Annotated in this window: 14 protein-coding genes and 1 pseudogene; 6 read left to right on the top strand and 9 right to left on the bottom strand. The window is 63.2% G+C overall.

The features are described from left to right. Positions 1-8: 8 nt before the first annotated feature. The 6 genes and pseudogenes from dut to IHE30_RS10425 all read right to left on the bottom strand — a co-directional run bounded on the left by dut (position 9) and on the right by IHE30_RS10425 (position 7492). The gene (dut, locus tag IHE30_RS10450; RefSeq protein ID WP_443193643.1) at positions 9-455 is read right to left on the bottom strand and encodes a dUTP diphosphatase; all 447 of its coding nucleotides are present in this window, start codon (positions 453-455) and stop codon (positions 9-11) included. Positions 456-564: 109 nt separating this feature from the next. Beyond that, entirely contained in the window at positions 565-1584 is a 1020-nt protein-coding gene (locus tag IHE30_RS10445; protein ID WP_337690400.1) for an LLM class flavin-dependent oxidoreductase, read from the bottom strand. A 68-nt stretch (positions 1585-1652) separates the two neighbouring features. Then, positions 1653-2855 (bottom strand): bifunctional phosphopantothenoylcysteine decarboxylase/phosphopantothenate--cysteine ligase CoaBC, encoded by a 1203-nt coding sequence (gene coaBC, locus IHE30_RS10440; protein ID WP_337690399.1) that lies wholly within the window; start codon positions 2853-2855, stop codon positions 1653-1655. Between the two features lie 59 nt (positions 2856-2914). Beyond that, on the bottom strand, positions 2915-3421 hold the full coding sequence (lspA, locus tag IHE30_RS10435) for a signal peptidase II (protein WP_337690397.1): 507 nt from the start codon (positions 3419-3421) through the stop codon (positions 2915-2917). Further along, complete coding sequence (gene ileS, locus IHE30_RS10430; RefSeq protein WP_337690395.1) at positions 3422-6259, bottom strand: isoleucine--tRNA ligase; 2838 nt, start codon at positions 6257-6259, stop codon at positions 3422-3424. A 148-nt stretch (positions 6260-6407) separates the two neighbouring features. Then, positions 6408-7492 (bottom strand): annotated as a pseudogene (locus IHE30_RS10425) (bifunctional riboflavin kinase/FAD synthetase). Between the two features lie 111 nt (positions 7493-7603). On the opposite strand from IHE30_RS10425, the gene purN reads away from it, so the two are divergent. The 6 genes from purN to nadC all read left to right on the top strand — a co-directional run bounded on the left by purN (position 7604) and on the right by nadC (position 14556). Further along, complete coding sequence (purN, locus tag IHE30_RS10420) at positions 7604-8245, top strand: phosphoribosylglycinamide formyltransferase (RefSeq protein WP_337690394.1); 642 nt, start codon at positions 7604-7606, stop codon at positions 8243-8245. Further along, positions 8242-9528 carry an RsmB/NOP family class I SAM-dependent RNA methyltransferase gene (locus IHE30_RS10415; protein ID WP_337690393.1) on the top strand — a complete coding sequence of 429 codons (1287 nt, stop codon included), beginning with the start codon at positions 8242-8244 and terminating at the stop codon, positions 9526-9528. Before purN ends, IHE30_RS10415 begins: the two co-directional genes overlap by 4 nt. Position 9529: 1 nt before the next feature. Then, positions 9530-10903, top strand: a complete 1374-nt coding sequence (locus tag IHE30_RS10410) for a mechanosensitive ion channel family protein (protein WP_337690391.1) — start codon at positions 9530-9532, stop codon at positions 10901-10903. Positions 10904-11131: 228 nt separating this feature from the next. Next, on the top strand, positions 11132-12328 hold the full coding sequence (locus IHE30_RS10405) for a DesA family fatty acid desaturase (protein ID WP_337690389.1): 1197 nt from the start codon (positions 11132-11134) through the stop codon (positions 12326-12328). A gap of 168 nt (positions 12329-12496) precedes the next feature. Further along, a complete protein-coding gene (nadA, locus tag IHE30_RS10400; protein ID WP_337690547.1) occupies positions 12497-13636 on the top strand; it encodes a quinolinate synthase NadA in 1140 nt (379 codons plus the stop codon). After that, positions 13636-14556: a carboxylating nicotinate-nucleotide diphosphorylase gene (gene nadC / locus IHE30_RS10395; RefSeq protein ID WP_337690388.1), complete on the top strand. Its 921-nt coding sequence runs from the start codon at positions 13636-13638 to the stop codon at positions 14554-14556. The genes nadA and nadC overlap by 1 nt, the downstream gene beginning before the upstream one ends. Before the next feature lie 39 nt (positions 14557-14595). Here the strand turns inward: nadC and nadB are convergent, their stop codons facing one another. The 3 genes from nadB to rpmB all read right to left on the bottom strand — a co-directional run bounded on the left by nadB (position 14596) and on the right by rpmB (position 16805). After that, positions 14596-16194: an L-aspartate oxidase gene (nadB, locus tag IHE30_RS10390; RefSeq protein ID WP_337690386.1), complete on the bottom strand. Its 1599-nt coding sequence runs from the start codon at positions 16192-16194 to the stop codon at positions 14596-14598. Between the two features lie 198 nt (positions 16195-16392). Further along, positions 16393-16560: a 50S ribosomal protein L33 gene (rpmG, locus tag IHE30_RS10385; protein ID WP_013434320.1), complete on the bottom strand. Its 168-nt coding sequence runs from the start codon at positions 16558-16560 to the stop codon at positions 16393-16395. 11 nt (positions 16561-16571) lie between these two features. After that, the gene (rpmB, locus tag IHE30_RS10380) at positions 16572-16805 is read right to left on the bottom strand and encodes a 50S ribosomal protein L28 (RefSeq protein ID WP_041753083.1); all 234 of its coding nucleotides are present in this window, start codon (positions 16803-16805) and stop codon (positions 16572-16574) included. Between the last annotated feature and the right edge of the window lie 120 nt (positions 16806-16925).

Below are 16925 nucleotides of genomic sequence, written 5' to 3'. Positions count from 1 at the left end.
TTTATCGATTAGTGCCGGCCAGTGCTGCCGAAGCCGCCGGCACCCCGTTCACTGTGCGAGAAATCGTCGACCACGTTGAATTGCACCTGCGCCACTGGCACCACCACGAGTTGCGCAAGCCGCTCCATTGGATTCAGCGTGAACGCGGTCTCGCCGCGGTTCCATGTGGAGATCATCAACTGGCCCTGATAATCGGAATCGATCAGTCCCACCAGGTTGCCGAGCACGATGCCGTGCTTGTGGCCCAATCCGGAGCGCGGCAAGATCAATGCCGCATAGCCGGGGGTACCGATATGGATGGCCAGGCCGGTTGGCACCAGCGCGGTGGCGCCTGGTTGCAGCACCAGCGGTTCGTCCAGGCAGGCGCGCAGGTCCAGACCGGCGCTACCGGCAGTGGCATAGGCGGGTAGGGCATCCTGCATGCGCGGGTCGAGAATCTTGAGGTCGATGTTCATCAGTCAGTAATGGGAGCAGCGTGCTGGCATGACGGCATGCGCTATGACACGCCGTCGCGGCATCGACGCCGTACAACGCGATGACATCGCCAGCACGCAAAAGACTCAATTATGCCGTCTCGTGCGTTGGCGCGGCCAGATCGAATGCTTGCGCCAGCAATTCGTACGAGCGCAGCCGTGCCTTATAGCTGGCCGCGACGGTGAGTACAATCAACTCGTCGGCGTTGAACTGCTGCTGAATCTCCAGCACACGCGGTACCACCGACTCTGGTGTGCCGATGATGCTGCGTGCTCGTTCGCGCTCGATGATCAGTTGTTCGCGTTCGCCATATGTCTGCTCGAGTGCTTGTTCGACGGTCGGGATCGGTTCATTCAAGCCATACGCCATTTGCACGCGGCGCAGATCGACGGCCTTTTCCAGCGCGTCGGCCTGTTGCTCGGTATCCGCGCAAATCACAAAAACCGCGGCGGCTAAGTAGGGACGAGCTTCAAACCCGGGTTTGAATTGCGTCCGGTATGCCTGCGCGACCGTGTGGCCAAAGAACGCGTTGATGAAGTGCGCGAACGCGAATCGGATGCCAAGCTGCGCAGCCAGTGCACCGCCGAAGTCGCTTGACCCGAGTATCCACAACTGCGGCTGCGTGGCGACATGGGGTTGCAGCAGCACGTCTTTTGCGAGCGAGTCTTCAGCGAGTTGCCCGCGGAACAGCCCGGCCAGTTCGGTCACTTGCTGCGGAAAACACTCGCCACGATTGTACGCGCCGGCCGCGACGGCCTGCGCGGTGCGCATATCACCGCCGGGCGCGCGGCCCACGGCCAGATCGACACGCCCTGGGAACAACGCCTCGAGCATCATAAACTGCTCGGCGACCTTAAACGCACTATAGTAGGGCAGCATGATGCCGCCCGAGCCGATCCGGATGCGTTGCGTGACGCTGCCCAGGCGCGCGAGCATCACCTCCGGTGCGGGATTCGCCACCGAGCGCAAGCCGTGATGCTCCGCGCACCAAAAGCGGGTATAGCCTAGCTGGTCGGCAAGCTGCGCAAGTTCGACGGTGGCGGCAATGGCGTCGGCGACCGAATGGCCGTCGATCACCGGCGTTTGATCGAGTACTGACAGTCGAGTCATCTGAAGACTGGATAGCGTGCCACACGCGTGGCGGGCCGAGAGCAGGGCGCCGTGCGCGCGGGCGTGACTTACGCGAAAAGACTGCCCGGCACGCGCTGCGCAATTTCGTCGACCAACGTGCGCGCGAGTGATTGCTTATCCGCGCGCGGCAACGGCGTCGAGCCGGTTGCTTCGAATAGTACGACTTCGTTGTCATCCTTGCCGAATGTTTTCGGTCCCAGGTTGCCAATCAGCAGCGGGACGTTCTTGCGCCGCCGCTTCGCTTCACCGTTCACGCCAAGCTCGGCGCTTTCCGCCGCGAAGCCGACGCAGTAAGGCGGCGAGGGCAGCGCAGCGACGCTGGCCAGGATATCCGGATTCTCGACGAAGCCCAGCGGCGGCGCCGGCTGACCGGCAGCTTTCTTCAGCTTGTGCTCGGATACCTGAGCGACACGCCAGTCGGCGACCGCGGCGACGGCGATGAAAATGTCGGTGTCGGCGATGGCCGCCATGACCGCGTCGTACATTTGCTGCGCGGTCTGTACGTCCTCGCGGCTCACGCCCCACGGCGTGGCGAGCGCGACCGGGCCGGCGACCAGGTGCACACGCGCACCGGCCTGCGCCGCGGCACGCGCGAGCGCGAAACCCATCTTGCCGCTCGAACGATTGGTGATGCCGCGGACCGGATCAATCGGCTCGAACGTGGGGCCCGCCGTGATCAGCACGCGTTGTCCCGCCAGCTTCTTCGGCTGGAAAAAGGCGATGATCGCTTCGTACACCGCTGCGGGTTCGAGCATGCGGCCGGCGCCGATCTCGCCACATGCCTGCGGGCCGGAGTCCGGGCCGAGCACTGTGATGCCGTCCGCGCGTAGCTGGGCGACGTTGCGTTGCGTCGCCGGGTTTTGCCACATCTGGCGGTTCATCGCCGGCACGACCAGCAACGGGCAGTCACGCGCCGCGGCCAGCGTGGACAAGAGATCGTCGCATAGCCCATTGGCTAGCTTGGCGATGAAGTCAGTCGACGCGGGGGCGATCACGATCGCGTCTGCGCGGCGCGACAGGTCGATGTGCGGCATGTTGTTATCGATTCGTGCGTCCCACTGGCTGGTGTAGACCGGATGGCCGGACAGGGCCTGCATCGTGACCGGCGTGATGAATTGCGTGGCCGCCTCCGTCATCGCCACTTGGACGGTGGCGCCGGCTTGGGTCAGCATGCGTGTCAGCTCGGCCGACTTGTAGCATGCAATGCCGCCCGTCAGTCCAAGCACCAGGTGTTTGCCCGCCAGGTCCATATCGCTCCTTCCGCTATTGCGTGTGTCCGGTGCCGGCATTGTTTCCCGATCCGGGTTTTTCAGCGTGCCGCGCGCACGCGCCTAAGCTCGTCGAGCACCAGCAGCACCGCACCGATCGTGATGCTGCTGTCAGCAATGTTGAACGCCGGCCAATGCCAGTCGCCGACATGAAAATCAAGGAAGTCGATTACATGGCCGTGCACCAGCCGGTCAATGACGTTGCCCAGCGCGCCGCCAAGAATCAGCGCCAGCGCGGTGCAAAACAGTTTCTGCCCGCTGTGGCGCTTGAGCAACCAGGCGATCACCAGCGCGGCGACGATGCCTAAGGCGGTGAACGCCCAGCGCTGCCAGCCGCCGGCAGTCGCCAGAAAACTGAACGCGGCGCCGCGATTGTAGACCAGTAGTAAATTAAAGCATGGCGCAATCGGATGCGGGTCGCCGTACACGAACAAGCGCGACACGGCGATCTTGGATAGCTGGTCGAGCAGGATCACGATTAACGATATGCCTAGCCACGGCATGAGCGTGGCCGAACGGACGGCGTTGCGGGATAAGGTCTTCGCCATTTATGCAATGCTCCGGTGTTCGCCATCTCCGAATAGGTTCGCCGTGCAGCGCCCGCACAGCGTCGGATGCTCGGCGTTCGCGCCCACTTCCTCGCGGTAATGCCAGCAGCGCTCGCACTTCAGGTACCGGGATGCGATCACGTCGATTGCCTCGTCAGCCTCGTTGTCGACCTTGATGACCCGCGCCGCGGAGGTGATCAGCACGAATTTCAAGTCGTCACCGAGGCTCGCGAGGGTAGCGTAGCGTGCACCATGCGCGCGGATCTCGACTTCGGCCTGCAACGACGAGCCGATCCGGCCGGCTTCGCGCGCCGCTTCGAGTGCCTTGGTGACATCGCCGCGCAATTGGCGCACGAGCGCCCATTTATCCAACAACGCCGCCCCTTCGGGCAGCGGCGGATAGACGTAGTATGTTTCAGTGAAAATCGTCGTGTGCCCCGGCTGGAAGATCTTCCACGCTTCCTCCGCGGTGAACGACAGGAATGGCGCGATCAGCCGCAGTAGCCCCTGCGTGATGTGGTACAGCGCCGACTGGGCGCTGCGCCGCGCGTGCGAGTCAACCGCCGACGTATATAACCGGTCCTTAAGCACATCGAGATAGAAGCCGCCGAGGTCCTCTGAGCAGAAGGTTTGCAGCTTGGCCACGACCGGATGGAATTCGTACGCGTCGTAGTGGTCGAGCACTTCCTTTTGCAGCGCGGCGGCGCGCGCAAGCGCGTAGCGGTCGATCTCGAGCCACTGCTCAGGCAGCACCATGTTCCGGTTCGAGTCGAAATCCGACAGATTCGCCAGCAGAAAGCGTAACGTGTTGCGGATCCGGCGGTAGCTTTCCACCACGCGCTTTAGAATCTCATCGGAGATCGACAGTTCGCCGGAGTAGTCGGTCGAGGCCACCCACAGGCGAATGATCTCGGCGCCAAGCTTGTTCGAAACCTCCTGCGGCGCGATCACGTTGCCAACCGATTTCGACATCTTCCGGCCCTGTCCATCGACCGTGAAGCCGTGCGTCAACAGCGCCTTGTAGGGTGGCCTGCCATCGAGCATTGAGCCGGTCAGCAGCGACGAATGGAACCATCCGCGGTGCTGATCCGAGCCTTCGAGGTACAGGTCGGCGGGCCACTGCAGCTGCTGCGCGTGTGAGCCGCGCAGCACATGCCAGTGCGTCGTGCCGGAGTCGAACCAGACGTCCATCGTGTCGCGGTTCTTTTCATATAGGTCAGCGTCGTCGCCGAGTAGCTCGCGTGCATCAAGCGACTGCCATGCCTCGATGCCGTGTTGCTCGACGCGTTGCGCGACCTGTTCGAGCAATTCCAGCGTGCGAGGGTGCAACTGGCCCGTCTCCTTGTGTACGAAGAAGGCCATTGGCACGCCCCACTGGCGCTGGCGCGACAATGTCCAATCGGGTCGATGCGCGATCATGTTGTGCAGTCGCTGCTTACCCCACGCCGGATAGAACGTGGTGGCCTCAATGCCGTCGAGCGCGGTCTCGCGTAGCGTCTTGCCGCCACCGACGGGCGTCAGGTCCATGCCGGCAAACCATTGCGACGTCGCGCGGTAGATGATCGGCGTCTTGTGCCGCCAGCAATGCATATAGCTGTGCGCGTAATGGTTCGTGTGCAGCAATGAACCGGCATTGCGCAACGCGTCGACGATCTTCGGGTTCGCCTCCCAGATCGACAGGCCGCCGAACAGCGGCAACGATTCGATATAGCGGCCGTCGCCCATTACCGGGCTTAGGATGTCGCCATCGTCGATGCCATGCGCCTTGCACGACTGGAAGTCCTCGATGCCGTAGGCCGGCGACGAATGTACGACGCCGGTGCCGGAGTCGATGGTCACATAGTCGCCGAAATAGACCGGCGCAGTGCGCTTGTAGCCCGGGTGCAGGTTGGCCAGCGGATGGTGGAAGCGGATCCCGCCAAGCGCGGCGCCTGGCGCCGACGCGATGACCGTGCCGTCCAGGCCGTACGTGGCCAGGCACGGCTCGACGCGCTCGGAAGCCAGGATCAGCAAGCCGCGCGGCGTGTCCACGAGGCTGTACGACAGCTCTGGGTTCACGTTCAGCGCCTGGTTCGCGGGAAGGGTCCACGGCGTGGTGGTCCAAATCACGATCGCGCCGTCGGCACTGGGCAACGACGGCAGCCCGAATGCCTCGGCGATCCGGTCGGGCTCGGCAAACGGAAACGCGACGTCCACGGCGGGATCGACACGGTCCTTGTATTCGACTTCCGCCTCGGCAAGGGCCGAGCCGCAGTCAAAGCACCAGTTCACCGGCTTCAGGCCGCGGAACACATAGCCCTTTTCAAGGATGCGTGCGAGCGCGCGGATTTCGTTCGCCTCGTTCGCGAAGTTCATCGTGCGATACGGGTTGTCCCAATCGCCGATCAACCCAAGCCGGCGGAAATCGGCTTTCTGGCGCTCGATCTGCTCGGCGGCATATTCGCGTGCGTTACGTTGCACCTGCTCGACCGGCAGCGACTTGCCGAAGCGCTTCTCAATTTGGATTTCGATCGGCATGCCGTGACAATCCCATCCGGGCACATAATCCGCGTCAAAGCCGGCCATGTTGCGCGCCTTGACGATCATGTCCTTTAGGATCTTGTTGACCGCGTGTCCGATATGGATATCGCCGTTCGCATAGGGCGGGCCGTCGTGCAGCACGAACTTCGGCCGCCCCCGGCTGGCCTCGCGAATCGCTTCGTACACCTTGTTCTGTTGCCATTCCTGGACCCATTGCGGTTCGCGCTTGGGCAAGTCGCCGCGCATCGGAAACGGCGTGTCGAGCAAGTTGACGGGGTACTTGGAAGGCTGCTTGGAATCGGCTTTCTTGTCACTCATGATCGGGATGGTAGAGAAGTTCGGTGGCCGCTAACGGCGCATGCCGGCCGCATCGGCGAAGCACGGCATGTCGCGCGGGCGCGGGGCACATGTCGTCGGCCCCCCACACGCGTCACCGCGCACCTTGCCGGTACGCGGTGACGCAGCGCTATCTAATTCGGTCAGTGGCGGACGTCGCAAAATCGCCCCCCGGGCCGGGGCCGCCACGCTGCTCGGGCTGCGTGGCGGGATGGGCCGGTGCTGCCGCCCGGTCGCCTTGCGCGGCGAAGTATTCACGGGCGGTGGCGACATCGCACGCGATCGCCCGGCCGAGCGCCTCCAGGTCCACAAACTTCTGCTCGTCGCGCAATTTTTCAAGAAATTCGACCCGCACCAGCTTGCCGTACGCGTCGCCATGCCAGTCTAGTAAATGTACTTCCAACAAGACGCGGCCAGAATCGTCCACGGTCGGGCGCCAGCCCAGGCTGGCTACGCCAGGCAACGGGCCCGCCTCGATGCCGTGTACCCGCACGATAAAGATGCCGGCCAGCGCGGGACGCTTGTGCGAGATCGGCAGATTCAGCGTCGGAAAGCCGAGGTCGCGTCCCAGTTTCATGCCATGCACGACGTGGCCGCTGATCACGATCGCTCGGCCGAGCGCGGTGCGAGCCGCCGCGAGGTCGCCCGCAACGAGCGCGGCGCGCACGGCCGAACTGGAGATGCGCGCGCCGGATGGGTCCGCTACGGTGGGCATCTGCTCGACCTCGAAGCCATACCGTGCGCCGGCCGCCTTGAGCGACAGGAAGTCACCGGCGCGCTTTGCCCCGTACCGAAAGTCGTCGCCGATCATGACCCAGCGCGCGTGCAATCCGTTGACGATGATGTGCTCGACGAACGCGGCCGGCGACTGGCTGGCGAACGTGTGGTTGAAATGCTCGACCACGACCCGGTCCACGTCGTTGCGCCGCAATGCCTCAAGCTTGTCGCGCAGCATCGTGATGCGCGGTGGTGCGCCGGCCGGATCGAAGAACTCGCGGGGGTGCGGTTCGAACGTCATCACGCAGACCGGCAGCGCGCGCGCGTTGGCGGCGGCACGCACCCGCGCCAGCAACGCCTGGTGGCCGCGATGCACGCCGTCGAAGTTGCCGATCGTCAACGCGCAGGGCGCGCGCTCTCGGCATTTGGAAGACCCCTGAAGACTCTCACGATGATTGGCCGGTCGGGCTGCGGCGTTGGATGGCCGCGCCGACGCATCGCGTCGGCACATTGCCGCAAAGCCCACGATTATAAACGCTCGCACCCGATTTCGGCGGGGAACCGGTGGATCGGCGCAGGCAGCAGGGGCGCCGATGATAAAATCCATGGATGAAAAAACTCGTCATCCTGATTTCCGGACGCGGCTCTAACATGGAGGCGATCGTGCGCGCATGCGCCGCGCAACGCTGGCCGGCGCGCGTTGCCGCGGTCGTCTCCAGCCGACCCGATGCCGCGGGCTTGACGTTCGCTGCCGCGCACGGCATCGCCACGGCGGTCGTTGACCACGCACAGTTCGACGGGCGCGAGGCGTTTGATGCAGCGCTGGCACAGGTGCTGGATGCGCATGCGCCGGATCTCGTCGTGCTGGCCGGCTTCATGCGCGTGCTGACGCCGGCGTTCGTTGAGCGCTATGCGGCCCGCATGATGAACGTGCATCCATCGTTGCTCCCCAGCTTCACGGGTCTACATACGCATCAGCGCGCGCTGGACGCAGGCGTGGCGGTGCACGGCGCGACGGTCCATTTCGTGACTGCTGAATTGGATCATGGCCCGATCATTGCGCAGGGCGTGGTGCCGGTGCTTGCCGGCGACGATGCTGCTGCGCTTGCTGCACGGGTACTGCGCCTGGAGCACGAGCTTTATCCGCGCGCGGTGCGCTGGTTTGTCGAGGATCGGCTGCGCGTGCGTGACGGCCGGGTGGAGTTGGCGGCCGCCGAGCCGCGGCTGGTGTTGGGCGGGGATAGGGTATGAAGCTACATGGATTTTTGATCGGCCAGACCGAAGCGTTGCTGGGCGACGTGCTGAAGTTTGCCGGTCCGGCTGACGTGGCCACGAGCCGATTCTTTCGCGCGCATCCGAAGCTTGGCCACGCCGAGCGCGGTGTGATCGCCGAGACGGTATTCGCGGTACTGCGCCGCAAGATGGAATATGGGCATTTGGCTGAGAGCGGCAGCGGCACGCCGGCACGTCGGCTGACGCTGCTCGGCCTGATGCAGACCGCCGGCCTGAACGCATTGCGTCCGCATCTGTCGCAACAGGAATTCGCGTGGCTCGACCACGTGTCGAAGATCGATCCGGCGAGCCTGCCGGCGCGCGTGCGCACAAACTTGCCGCCCTGGATCGAGTCTGCGTTGGGTGTGCGTCTGGCCGCCCTCGATGCTGGGCCGGATGCGGTGGCGCAGGAGTTGGCGCGGCTCGCTGCGGCGCTGAACTATCCGGCGCCGCTGGATCTGCGTGCCAATCCGATCCGCACCAATCGCGATGCGGTGCTCGCCGCGCTGGCGGAGGCGGGCGTGCAGGCGGAGCCGACGCCGTATGCGCCGCTGGGCATTCGGGTAGCCGGCAAGCCCGCGATCCATACGTTGGCCGCTTTTCAGCAAGGGTGGTTTGAGGTACAGGACGAGGGCAGCCAACTGTTGTGCCAGCTGGTCGCGCCGCGCCGCGGCGAGATGGTCGTCGATTTCTGCGCCGGAGCGGGCGGCAAGACGCTCGCGCTGGGTGCGATGATGCGCTCGTCCGGGCGGCTGTACGCGTTCGATGTGTCCGACAAGCGGTTGAGCAAGCTCAAACCCAGGCTCGCGCGCAGTGGCTTATCGAACGTGCACCCGGTCGTCATCGACAGCGAGCATGATGTGAAGATCAAGCGGCTGGCCGGCAAGATCGATCGCGTGCTGGTCGATGCGCCGTGCAGCGGCCTGGGTACGCTGCGCCGCAATCCGGATCTCAAGTGGCGTCAAACGCCGCAATCGGTCGCTGAGCTGGCGGTGAAGCAGGCATCAATCCTTGCCGCTGCCGCGCGACTGCTCAAGCCGGGCGGGCGGCTCGTCTACGCGACGTGCAGCTTGCTTGGCGATGAGAACGAGGGCATCGTCGAGTCATTCATCGCCGCTCACCCGATGTTCGAACGCGTGCCGGCGAGCCAGGTGCTGGCCGAGCAAAAGATCGCGCTCGATACCGGCGATGACCTGACGCTGTGGCCGCACCGGCACGGCACCGATGGCTTCTTTGCGGCGGTGATGCAACGGGTGGCGTGACATGCAGGATCAGGTACTGACGCACCTGTTCGGCGACTTGATGCGCGAGATCGGCCAGCCGATGCGTGACCTTGGCCAGCCGGCGGTGCTTTGGCAAGTCGTTGCGCTGATCGGCGCGCTAGCGCTGGCATGGGGGCTCGCCGGTTACGCCCGCCAGCGGCTGGACGCGTATCGCCGCGCCCGCCACGCGGCAGTACGCTTCGGCGCGGATGGACTGAACAAGGCGTTGTTTCCGTTCCTCGGCTGGTTGATCGTTGGCGGCACGGGACTTGTGCTGGGCCAGGCGATGAAAACGTCGCTACTGGACCTGGCGCGGGTGCCGCTGTTCGGTATAGCGCTGATCTATGTGGCGTTGTACCTAATGCGCCGGGTGTTTTCCCGGGACGGGCACCTGCGCGGGCTCGCGTACCTGGTTGAGAAAATCGTCACCGTGCTGGTATGGGCCGGCATGGCGCTGACCGTGGTGGGCATTCAGGACGACGTGCTGCACTGGATGGCCAGCGTGGAGTTTCGCGTGGCCAACGCGCACTTGAGCCTGCTGTCGCTGTGCAATGGCCTGCTGTGGGTCATGATCACGTTGATTGGCGCACTGTGGGCGGGCCGCACGCTGGACGAGCGGCTCATGCGGGCCCATTCACTCGATGCGAACCTGCAGGTTGTGCTGTCGCGTATCGGCCGGGCGTCATTGATCCTAGCCGCGGTGCTGGTAAGCCTGTCGATCGTCGGCATCGATATCACCGTGCTCGGCGTATTGGGCGGCGCGCTTGGCGTCGGGCTGGGCTTTGGATTGCAGAAGATTGCCAGCAACTACGTGTCGGGGTTTATCATCCTGCTGGACCGCTCACTGCGGCTCGGCGACACAATTTGCGTGGGCGGTCTGCAAGGCCGGGTCACGCAGATCCGCACCCGCTACACGGTGGTGCGCGGGCTGGATGGCGTCGAGACGCTGGTGCCGAACGAGAAGCTGATCACCGATATTGTGCAGAACCAGTCGTCGTTCCTCACGCGCGGCTGGACCAAGGTGTCGGTCCAAGTGGTGTATGGGACGGACGTGGACCTCGCGATGCGCGTGCTCGTCCAGGCTACGCAGGGCGTGGAGCGCGTGTTGCAGGATCCGGCGCCACGCCCTTATCTTGCCGGATTCGGTGCCAACGGGATCGAGCTGGAGCTGGGTTTCTGGATTGCCGACGCGGCGCTCGGTACCGCGTCGGTGCGCTCGGCCGTCAACTACAATATCTGGGCGGGGTTCAATGCGCACGGTATCCGCATTCCGGTCGCGCAGCGCGAGGTGCGGATTCTCAATGCCGCGGCCATCGAACCGTTCTCTACTGCTATTGAACCGATGCCGGTCGCCGCAGTCGAAATAGCCGATTAGCTCGATTCCTCCTTTCCTATGCCATGCACTAGTCCTATGTCTTGCACTAGAGTATGTCGCGCGTCAGGGGCTGCGACTGTGTGCCACGCAACAGGGAATCATTTTTGTGACAGGCACTTGCGGTTGATCAGGTAGAATCTTGAATCAGCCCTTTCGCGGCCGCCGCGACAGGTCACGTCCGATACTTTAATCGGGCGTTTTTTCCGATTTTGTTTTCCGGGTATTAATTTGCTGAATTTCGTGCTTGATTTCGTTGCCCATGGCCTACTGAACTGGTCTTGGTGGCAAATCGTGCTGTATACGCTCGTGATGACGCACATCACGATCATCGGTGTCACTGTTTACCTGCATCGGCACCAGGCGCACCGCGCGTTGGACTTGCATCCGATCGCCAGCCACTTCTTCCGCTTCTGGCTGTGGCTGACCACGGGCATGGTCACCGGCCAGTGGGCGGCGATCCATCGCAAGCATCATGCGAAATGCGAGACCGATGAGGATCCGCACAGTCCGCAGACGCGCGGGATATGGAAAGTGCTGCTCGAAGGCGCCGAACTGTACCGCGCCGAGGCGAAGAACGAGCAAACGCTGAAGAAGTACGGGCACGGCACGCCGGACGATTGGCTCGAGCGGCATGTCTACGCGAAGCATGCGGTGCTCGGCGTGACGATCATGGCGTTGATTGACTTGGCGCTGTTCGGCATCGTCGGCATTTCGGTGTGGGCCATCCAGATGGTGTGGATTCCGTTCTGGGCTGCTGGCGTGGTCAATGGCCTCGGCCATTTCTGGGGCTACCGCAATTTCAACTGTGCGGATGCAAGCACGAACCTGTTCCCATGGGGCATTCTGATTGGGGGGGAGGAGCTGCACAACAATCACCACACCTATGCGACGTCGGCAAAGCTGTCCAACAAATGGTACGAGTTCGACATCGGCTGGATGTACATCCGACTCATGTCGGCATGCCGGCTCGCGAAGGTGAAGAAAATTGCACCGACGCCGAAGCTGGCGGCGCGCAAGGCGGTGCCCGACCTGGATACATTGCACGCGGTGCTGGCCAACCGCTACGAGGTGATGGCGCGCTATGCGAAAACGGTCAAGCGGGCGTACCGGCAGGAGTTGGCACACTTGAAGGAATTGGGCGCGCGTGAGAAGTACGCGCTGATCAAGGGCGCGCGCGAGTGGATCCATAAGGATGAGGCTGGCCTGGACGAGCCGCAGAAAAGGCAACTGATGCAGATCTTCGCCAGCAGCCAGCGCCTGCGCACGTATTATCAGTTGCGGGTGGAGCTGGCACAGATATGGGATCGCTCGAACGCGTCACGCGAGCAATTGCTGTCGCACTTACAGGACTGGTGCCATCGCGCCGAGCAAAGCGGCATCCAGGCATTGCAGGAGTTCGCATTGCGCCTGCGCCGCTACGCGTAAAGGCGGGCGTCGGCCAATTCCGTTACACTTGAAGTTCGTCTTGCCACAAAAACCCCGCATAGGCGGGGTTTTTCGTTTCGGCGCACCATAAAGGCGACCAGCGTGCGTCAATGGGGATGCTCGCGGATGGTGGTGCAGACGGTCACACTGAGCAGCGAGAGGATCATGATGAACCAGCATTCGATCAGGACGGTCGAGTTTGACCAACCGGTGATGCCCAACGGAGCTTGCAGCGTCGGGCAAGCATGGGCGCGTGTGCCGCAGAGCCTATCGGCGGCTGAGCGCGCCGAGCTGCGCGTGCGCCTGCGCGAGTTGCTGGCGCAGCGGCAGGCCGTGCTGGTCGCCCATTATTATGTCGACCCGGAGCTGCAGTCTCTCGCGGAGGAAACCGGCGGGTGTGTTGCCGATTCACTGGAAATGGCCCGCTTCGGCCGTGATCACGATGCCCGTACGCTGGTCGTGGCCGGCGTGCGTTTCATGGGCGAGACCGCGAAGATTCTGAGCCCCGAAAAGCGCGTGCTGATGCCGGACCTGGATGCGACATGCTCGCTCGATCTAGGCTGTCCTGCCGACCAGTTTGCCGCGTTCTGCGACGCCCATCCTGACCGAACCGTCGTCGTGTACGCGAACACGAGCGCGGCGGTCAAGGCCCGTGCGCACTGGATGGTGACTTCGTCAATCGGGCTCGATATTGTCGCCGCGCTGCATGCGCGCGGCGAGAAGATCTTGTGGGCGCCGGACCGCCATTTGGGCAGCTACATCCAGCGCAAGACCGGCGCCGATATGCTGATGTGGCAGGGCTCGTGTCTCGTGCACGACGAATTCAAGGGAATCGAGCTGGACTTGTTGCGTGCCGAGCATCCGGACGCCAAGGTACTCGTGCATCCGGAGTCGCCGGAATCGGTCGTTGCGCAGGCCGACGTGGTCGGCTCGACCACGCAACTGATCGACGCGGCGAAGGCGCTTGACGCGACCCAGTTCATCGTAGCCACCGACCTGGGCATCCTGTACAAGATGCAGGCGGCGGCGCCGGGCAAGACGTTCATCGCCGCGCCGACCGCGGGCAACAGCGCAACATGCAAAAGCTGTGCGCATTGCCCATGGATGGCGATGAACAGCCTGACCAATCTCGTCGCCGTGCTGCAGTCTGGTGCAAACGAGATATTTGTCGATCCGGCCATCGCTCAGCGTGCGCGGATGCCGATCGACCGCATGCTGGACTTCGCGGCGCAGAAAAAGCGCAATATACGGGCGAGCGGCGACCTGGCGCGCGATGATGCGTTGTTTCGACATGTGGGGGCGGCGTGATGGGCGTGACCAACAGCCGCGAGATCCGCACGGTGGCGGTGCCGCAGTGGGACGGCTATGAGCAAATCCGCCAGCACTACGGCGACGCGTTCACGGCCGCGCTGCACCGGAACGTGCAAGACGCGCTGGCCGAGGATGTTGGCGCGTGCGACTGGACGGGCTTGCTTGTGCCCGCCAACGACGTGTTCGATGCCCGGATCATCGTGCGCGAGCCCGCTGTGCTATGCGGTGTACTCTGGTTTGCTGAAGTGATGCGTCGTGTCGATGCCCGCATCGAACTGTCATGGCATTATCGTGAAGGCGAATGGATGCACGCCGATACGCCAGTGTGCTCGTTGCGCGGCCCCGCGCGCGCGCTGTTGACGGCCGAGCGCAATGGCTTGAATTTTTTACAATTGTTGTCCGGCGTCGCGACAGCCACGCGCCGATACGTCGATGCGATTGCCAGCACCCGGGCGCGGATTCTCGATACACGCAAGACGCTGCCTGGCCTGCGGCTGGCGCAAAAATATGCCGTTCGGGTCGGCGGCGGCGACAACCAGCGGCTGGCGCTGTATGACGGCATCCTAATTAAGGAAAATCATATTGCGGCCGCGGGCGGTGTTGCCGCCGCGCTGCAGGCCGCGCATGCGTTGCAGGCGAGTGTGCCGGTGCAGGTCGAGGTCGAGACGCTTGAACAACTGCAGGTGGCACTGGCGCATCGTGCTCAATCGGTGTTGCTAGACAACTTCACGCTGGACATGATGCGTGATGCGGTTGCGCTGAACAATCATCGGGCCCTGCTTGAGGTCTCCGGGGGGGTTGGCTTGGACACGGTGTGCGATATCGCGGCGACCGGCGTGGATCGGATATCGATTGGCGCACTGACCAAGGACGTGCGCGCGACCGACTATTCGATGCGGATCCTCGATCGCGCGTAGCCGCCGGCGCTGGGTCGTCGCGGGCGTGGCTACGGGCAATCAGATCGAGTGGTGGCGGGCTCGCTTCGGGCTCAGCACCGTTGGCATCGCTTTAGGTAACGCCTGCTCCCAGTCGCGGCTGAAATGCAAGCCGCGGCTTTCGCACCGGGAGCGGGCACTGTCGACGATCAGCAACGCCACATCGACCAGGTTGCGCAACTCGAGTAGGTCGCGGCTGATACGAAAATGCGCATAGTACTCGTGGATCTCATCGCGCAGCAGCGCTAGCCGGTGCTTTGCCCGCGCCAGTCGCTTGTCGGTTCGCACAATGCCGACATAGTTCCACATCAGCCGCCGCACCTCATCCCAGTTGTGGGCCACGACGACCTCTTCGTCGGCATCGGACACGCGGCTCTCATCCCACTCCGGCAATTTAAGCTTGTGCGCGGCATGAAACCCTGCGTCTTCGATGGCTCGCGCCGCGGCCCTGCCGATGACCAAGCACTCCAGCAGCGAATTGCTGGCAAGCCGGTTGGCGCCGTGTAAGCCCGTATAAGAGGTTTCGCCGACCGCGTAGAGTCCGGTAAGATCGGTTCGGCCGGCCAGGTCGGTCACGACGCCGCCGCACGTGTAATGGGCGGCCGGTACGACGGGGATTGGGGCGCGTGTGATATCGATGCCGAACTGCTGGCATCGGGCAAGGATTGTCGGGAAATGCTTGTGCAGGAATGCAGCCGGTTGGTGACTGATATCGAGATAGACGCAATCGATACCGCGCTTTTTGATTTCAAAGTCAATTGCGCGGGCGACGATGTCGCGTGGTGCCAATTCCGCGCGCTTGTCATGCTGCGGCATGAAGCGGGTGCCGTCCGGCAGCTTCAGTAATCCGCCTTCGCCGCGCACCGCCTCGGAAATAAGGAACGAGCCGGCATACGGATGGTACAGGCAGGTCGGATGGAATTGAATGAACTCCATGTTCGCCACCCGTGCGCCTGCCCGCCAGGCCATCGCAATGCCGTCGCCAGTCGCGGTGTCCGGATTCGTCGTGTATAAGTAGACCTTGCCGGCACCGCCGGTGGCCAGCACGGTGTGCGGTGCCTCGATCGTTAGTGTCTTGCCGCTTTCAATGTCGAGCACGTACAGCCCGAGGCAATGCCGGCCCGGCAACCCGAGCCGGTCGGACGTGACCAGGTCGATCGCGCAATGATGCTCGAGCAGGGTGATGTTCGGGCGTCGGCGAGCTTGTTCGGCAAGCGTCGACAGTACCGCGTGGCCAGTGGCATCGGCCGCATGAATGATGCGCCGATGGCTGTGTCCGCCCTCGCGCGTCAGGTGAAACCCCAATTCGGCGTTATCGTCCTTGGTGAACGGCACGCCTTCGCCGACCAGCCATTCGATCGCCGAGCGTCCGTTCTCGACGATGAAGCGCGTTGCGGGTTCGTCGCATAGGCCTGCGCCGGCGACCAGCGTATCGCGGACATGGCTCTCGATGCTGTCTGCCGAATCCAGTACAGCTGCGATGCCCCCTTGCGCCCAGTTGCTGGCACCGTCGGACAGGGCCCGCTTTGCGATGACGGCGACCCGGCAGGTGGGCGCTAGGTTCAACGCCACGCTCAACCCAGCTAGCCCACTACCGACGATGACGACGTCGAAATTCATTGGGATGGTCTCCTCATACCATACGTGACGGGCCCGAACCCGTACGTGGAAACGAAGGAGCATACCCCGATGTGACACGACGTGCAAAAAGCAAAAGACCCCGGAGGCCGGGGTCTTTTGCTCTTCGTCAGGCTCCACAGTCTCGAGAGAGACGTTGAGCTTCCGACCGGCGGGCCGATCGGAGGTCCCGCAGATCCATTACTTGATCTTCGTTTCCTTGTATTCCACGTGCTTGCGCGCGACTGGGTCGAACTTCATGATCGCCATCTTTTCAGGCATCGTGCGCTTGTTCTTCGTCGTGGTGTAGAAGTGGCCGGTTCCGGCCGTCGATTCCAGCTTGATCTTGTCGCGAGCGCCTTTGGCCATGTCGCAGCTCCTTAAGCTTCACCGCGCGCACGCAGGTCTGCGAGCACGGGATCGATGCCATTCTTGTCGATCAGGCGCAGGCCCGCGTTCGAAACGCGCAGTCGCACCCAGCGATTTTCGCTTTCCACCCAGAACCGGCGGCTTTGCAAGTTCGGGAGGAAGCGACGCTTGGTCTTGTTGTTCGCGTGGGAAACGTTATTGCCGACCATCGGCGCTTTCCCAGTAACTTGACATTTGCGTGCCATCAGAGCACTCCTAATACGCTTAAATTCGGGTGATACGAGAGGGTTGGTATGGGCAAACCGCAATCCTAGCAGAAAAAGATAAGGAAAATCAACCTGTTTTGCGTCATCCGCACGAACTGT

This window comes from Mycetohabitans sp. B46 (genome assembly GCF_037389205.1).
GTDB lineage: Bacteria > Pseudomonadota > Gammaproteobacteria > Burkholderiales > Burkholderiaceae > Mycetohabitans.
The sequence above is the reverse complement of the archived record's forward strand: the minus strand, read 5'-3'. Positions and strand labels throughout refer to the sequence as shown.

Bases quoted from the DNA above. Each gene is read 5' to 3' on its own strand.
- nadC (WP_337690388.1), top strand. From the start codon at position 13,636: ATGGGCGTGACCAACAGCCGCGAGATCCGCACGGTGGCGGTGCCGCAG.
- ileS (WP_337690395.1), bottom strand. From the start codon at position 6,259: ATGAGTGACAAGAAAGCCGATTCCAAGCAGCCTTCCAAGTACCCCGTC.
- purN (WP_337690394.1), top strand. From the start codon at position 7,604: ATGAAAAAACTCGTCATCCTGATTTCCGGACGCGGCTCTAACATGGAG.
- nadB (WP_337690386.1), bottom strand. From the start codon at position 16,194: ATGAATTTCGACGTCGTCATCGTCGGTAGTGGGCTAGCTGGGTTGAGC.
- IHE30_RS10415 (WP_337690393.1), top strand. From the start codon at position 8,242: ATGAAGCTACATGGATTTTTGATCGGCCAGACCGAAGCGTTGCTGGGC.
- coaBC (WP_337690399.1), bottom strand. From the start codon at position 2,855: ATGGACCTGGCGGGCAAACACCTGGTGCTTGGACTGACGGGCGGCATT.
- nadA (WP_337690547.1), top strand. From the start codon at position 12,497: ATGAACCAGCATTCGATCAGGACGGTCGAGTTTGACCAACCGGTGATG.
- rpmB (WP_041753083.1), bottom strand. From the start codon at position 16,805: ATGGCACGCAAATGTCAAGTTACTGGGAAAGCGCCGATGGTCGGCAAT.
- lspA (WP_337690397.1), bottom strand. From the start codon at position 3,421: ATGGCGAAGACCTTATCCCGCAACGCCGTCCGTTCGGCCACGCTCATG.
- dut (WP_443193643.1), bottom strand. From the start codon at position 455: ATGAACATCGACCTCAAGATTCTCGACCCGCGCATGCAGGATGCCCTA.
- IHE30_RS10445 (WP_337690400.1), bottom strand. From the start codon at position 1,584: ATGACTCGACTGTCAGTACTCGATCAAACGCCGGTGATCGACGGCCAT.
- IHE30_RS10410 (WP_337690391.1), top strand. From the start codon at position 9,530: ATGCAGGATCAGGTACTGACGCACCTGTTCGGCGACTTGATGCGCGAG.
- rpmG (WP_013434320.1), bottom strand. From the start codon at position 16,560: ATGGCCAAAGGCGCTCGCGACAAGATCAAGCTGGAATCGACGGCCGGA.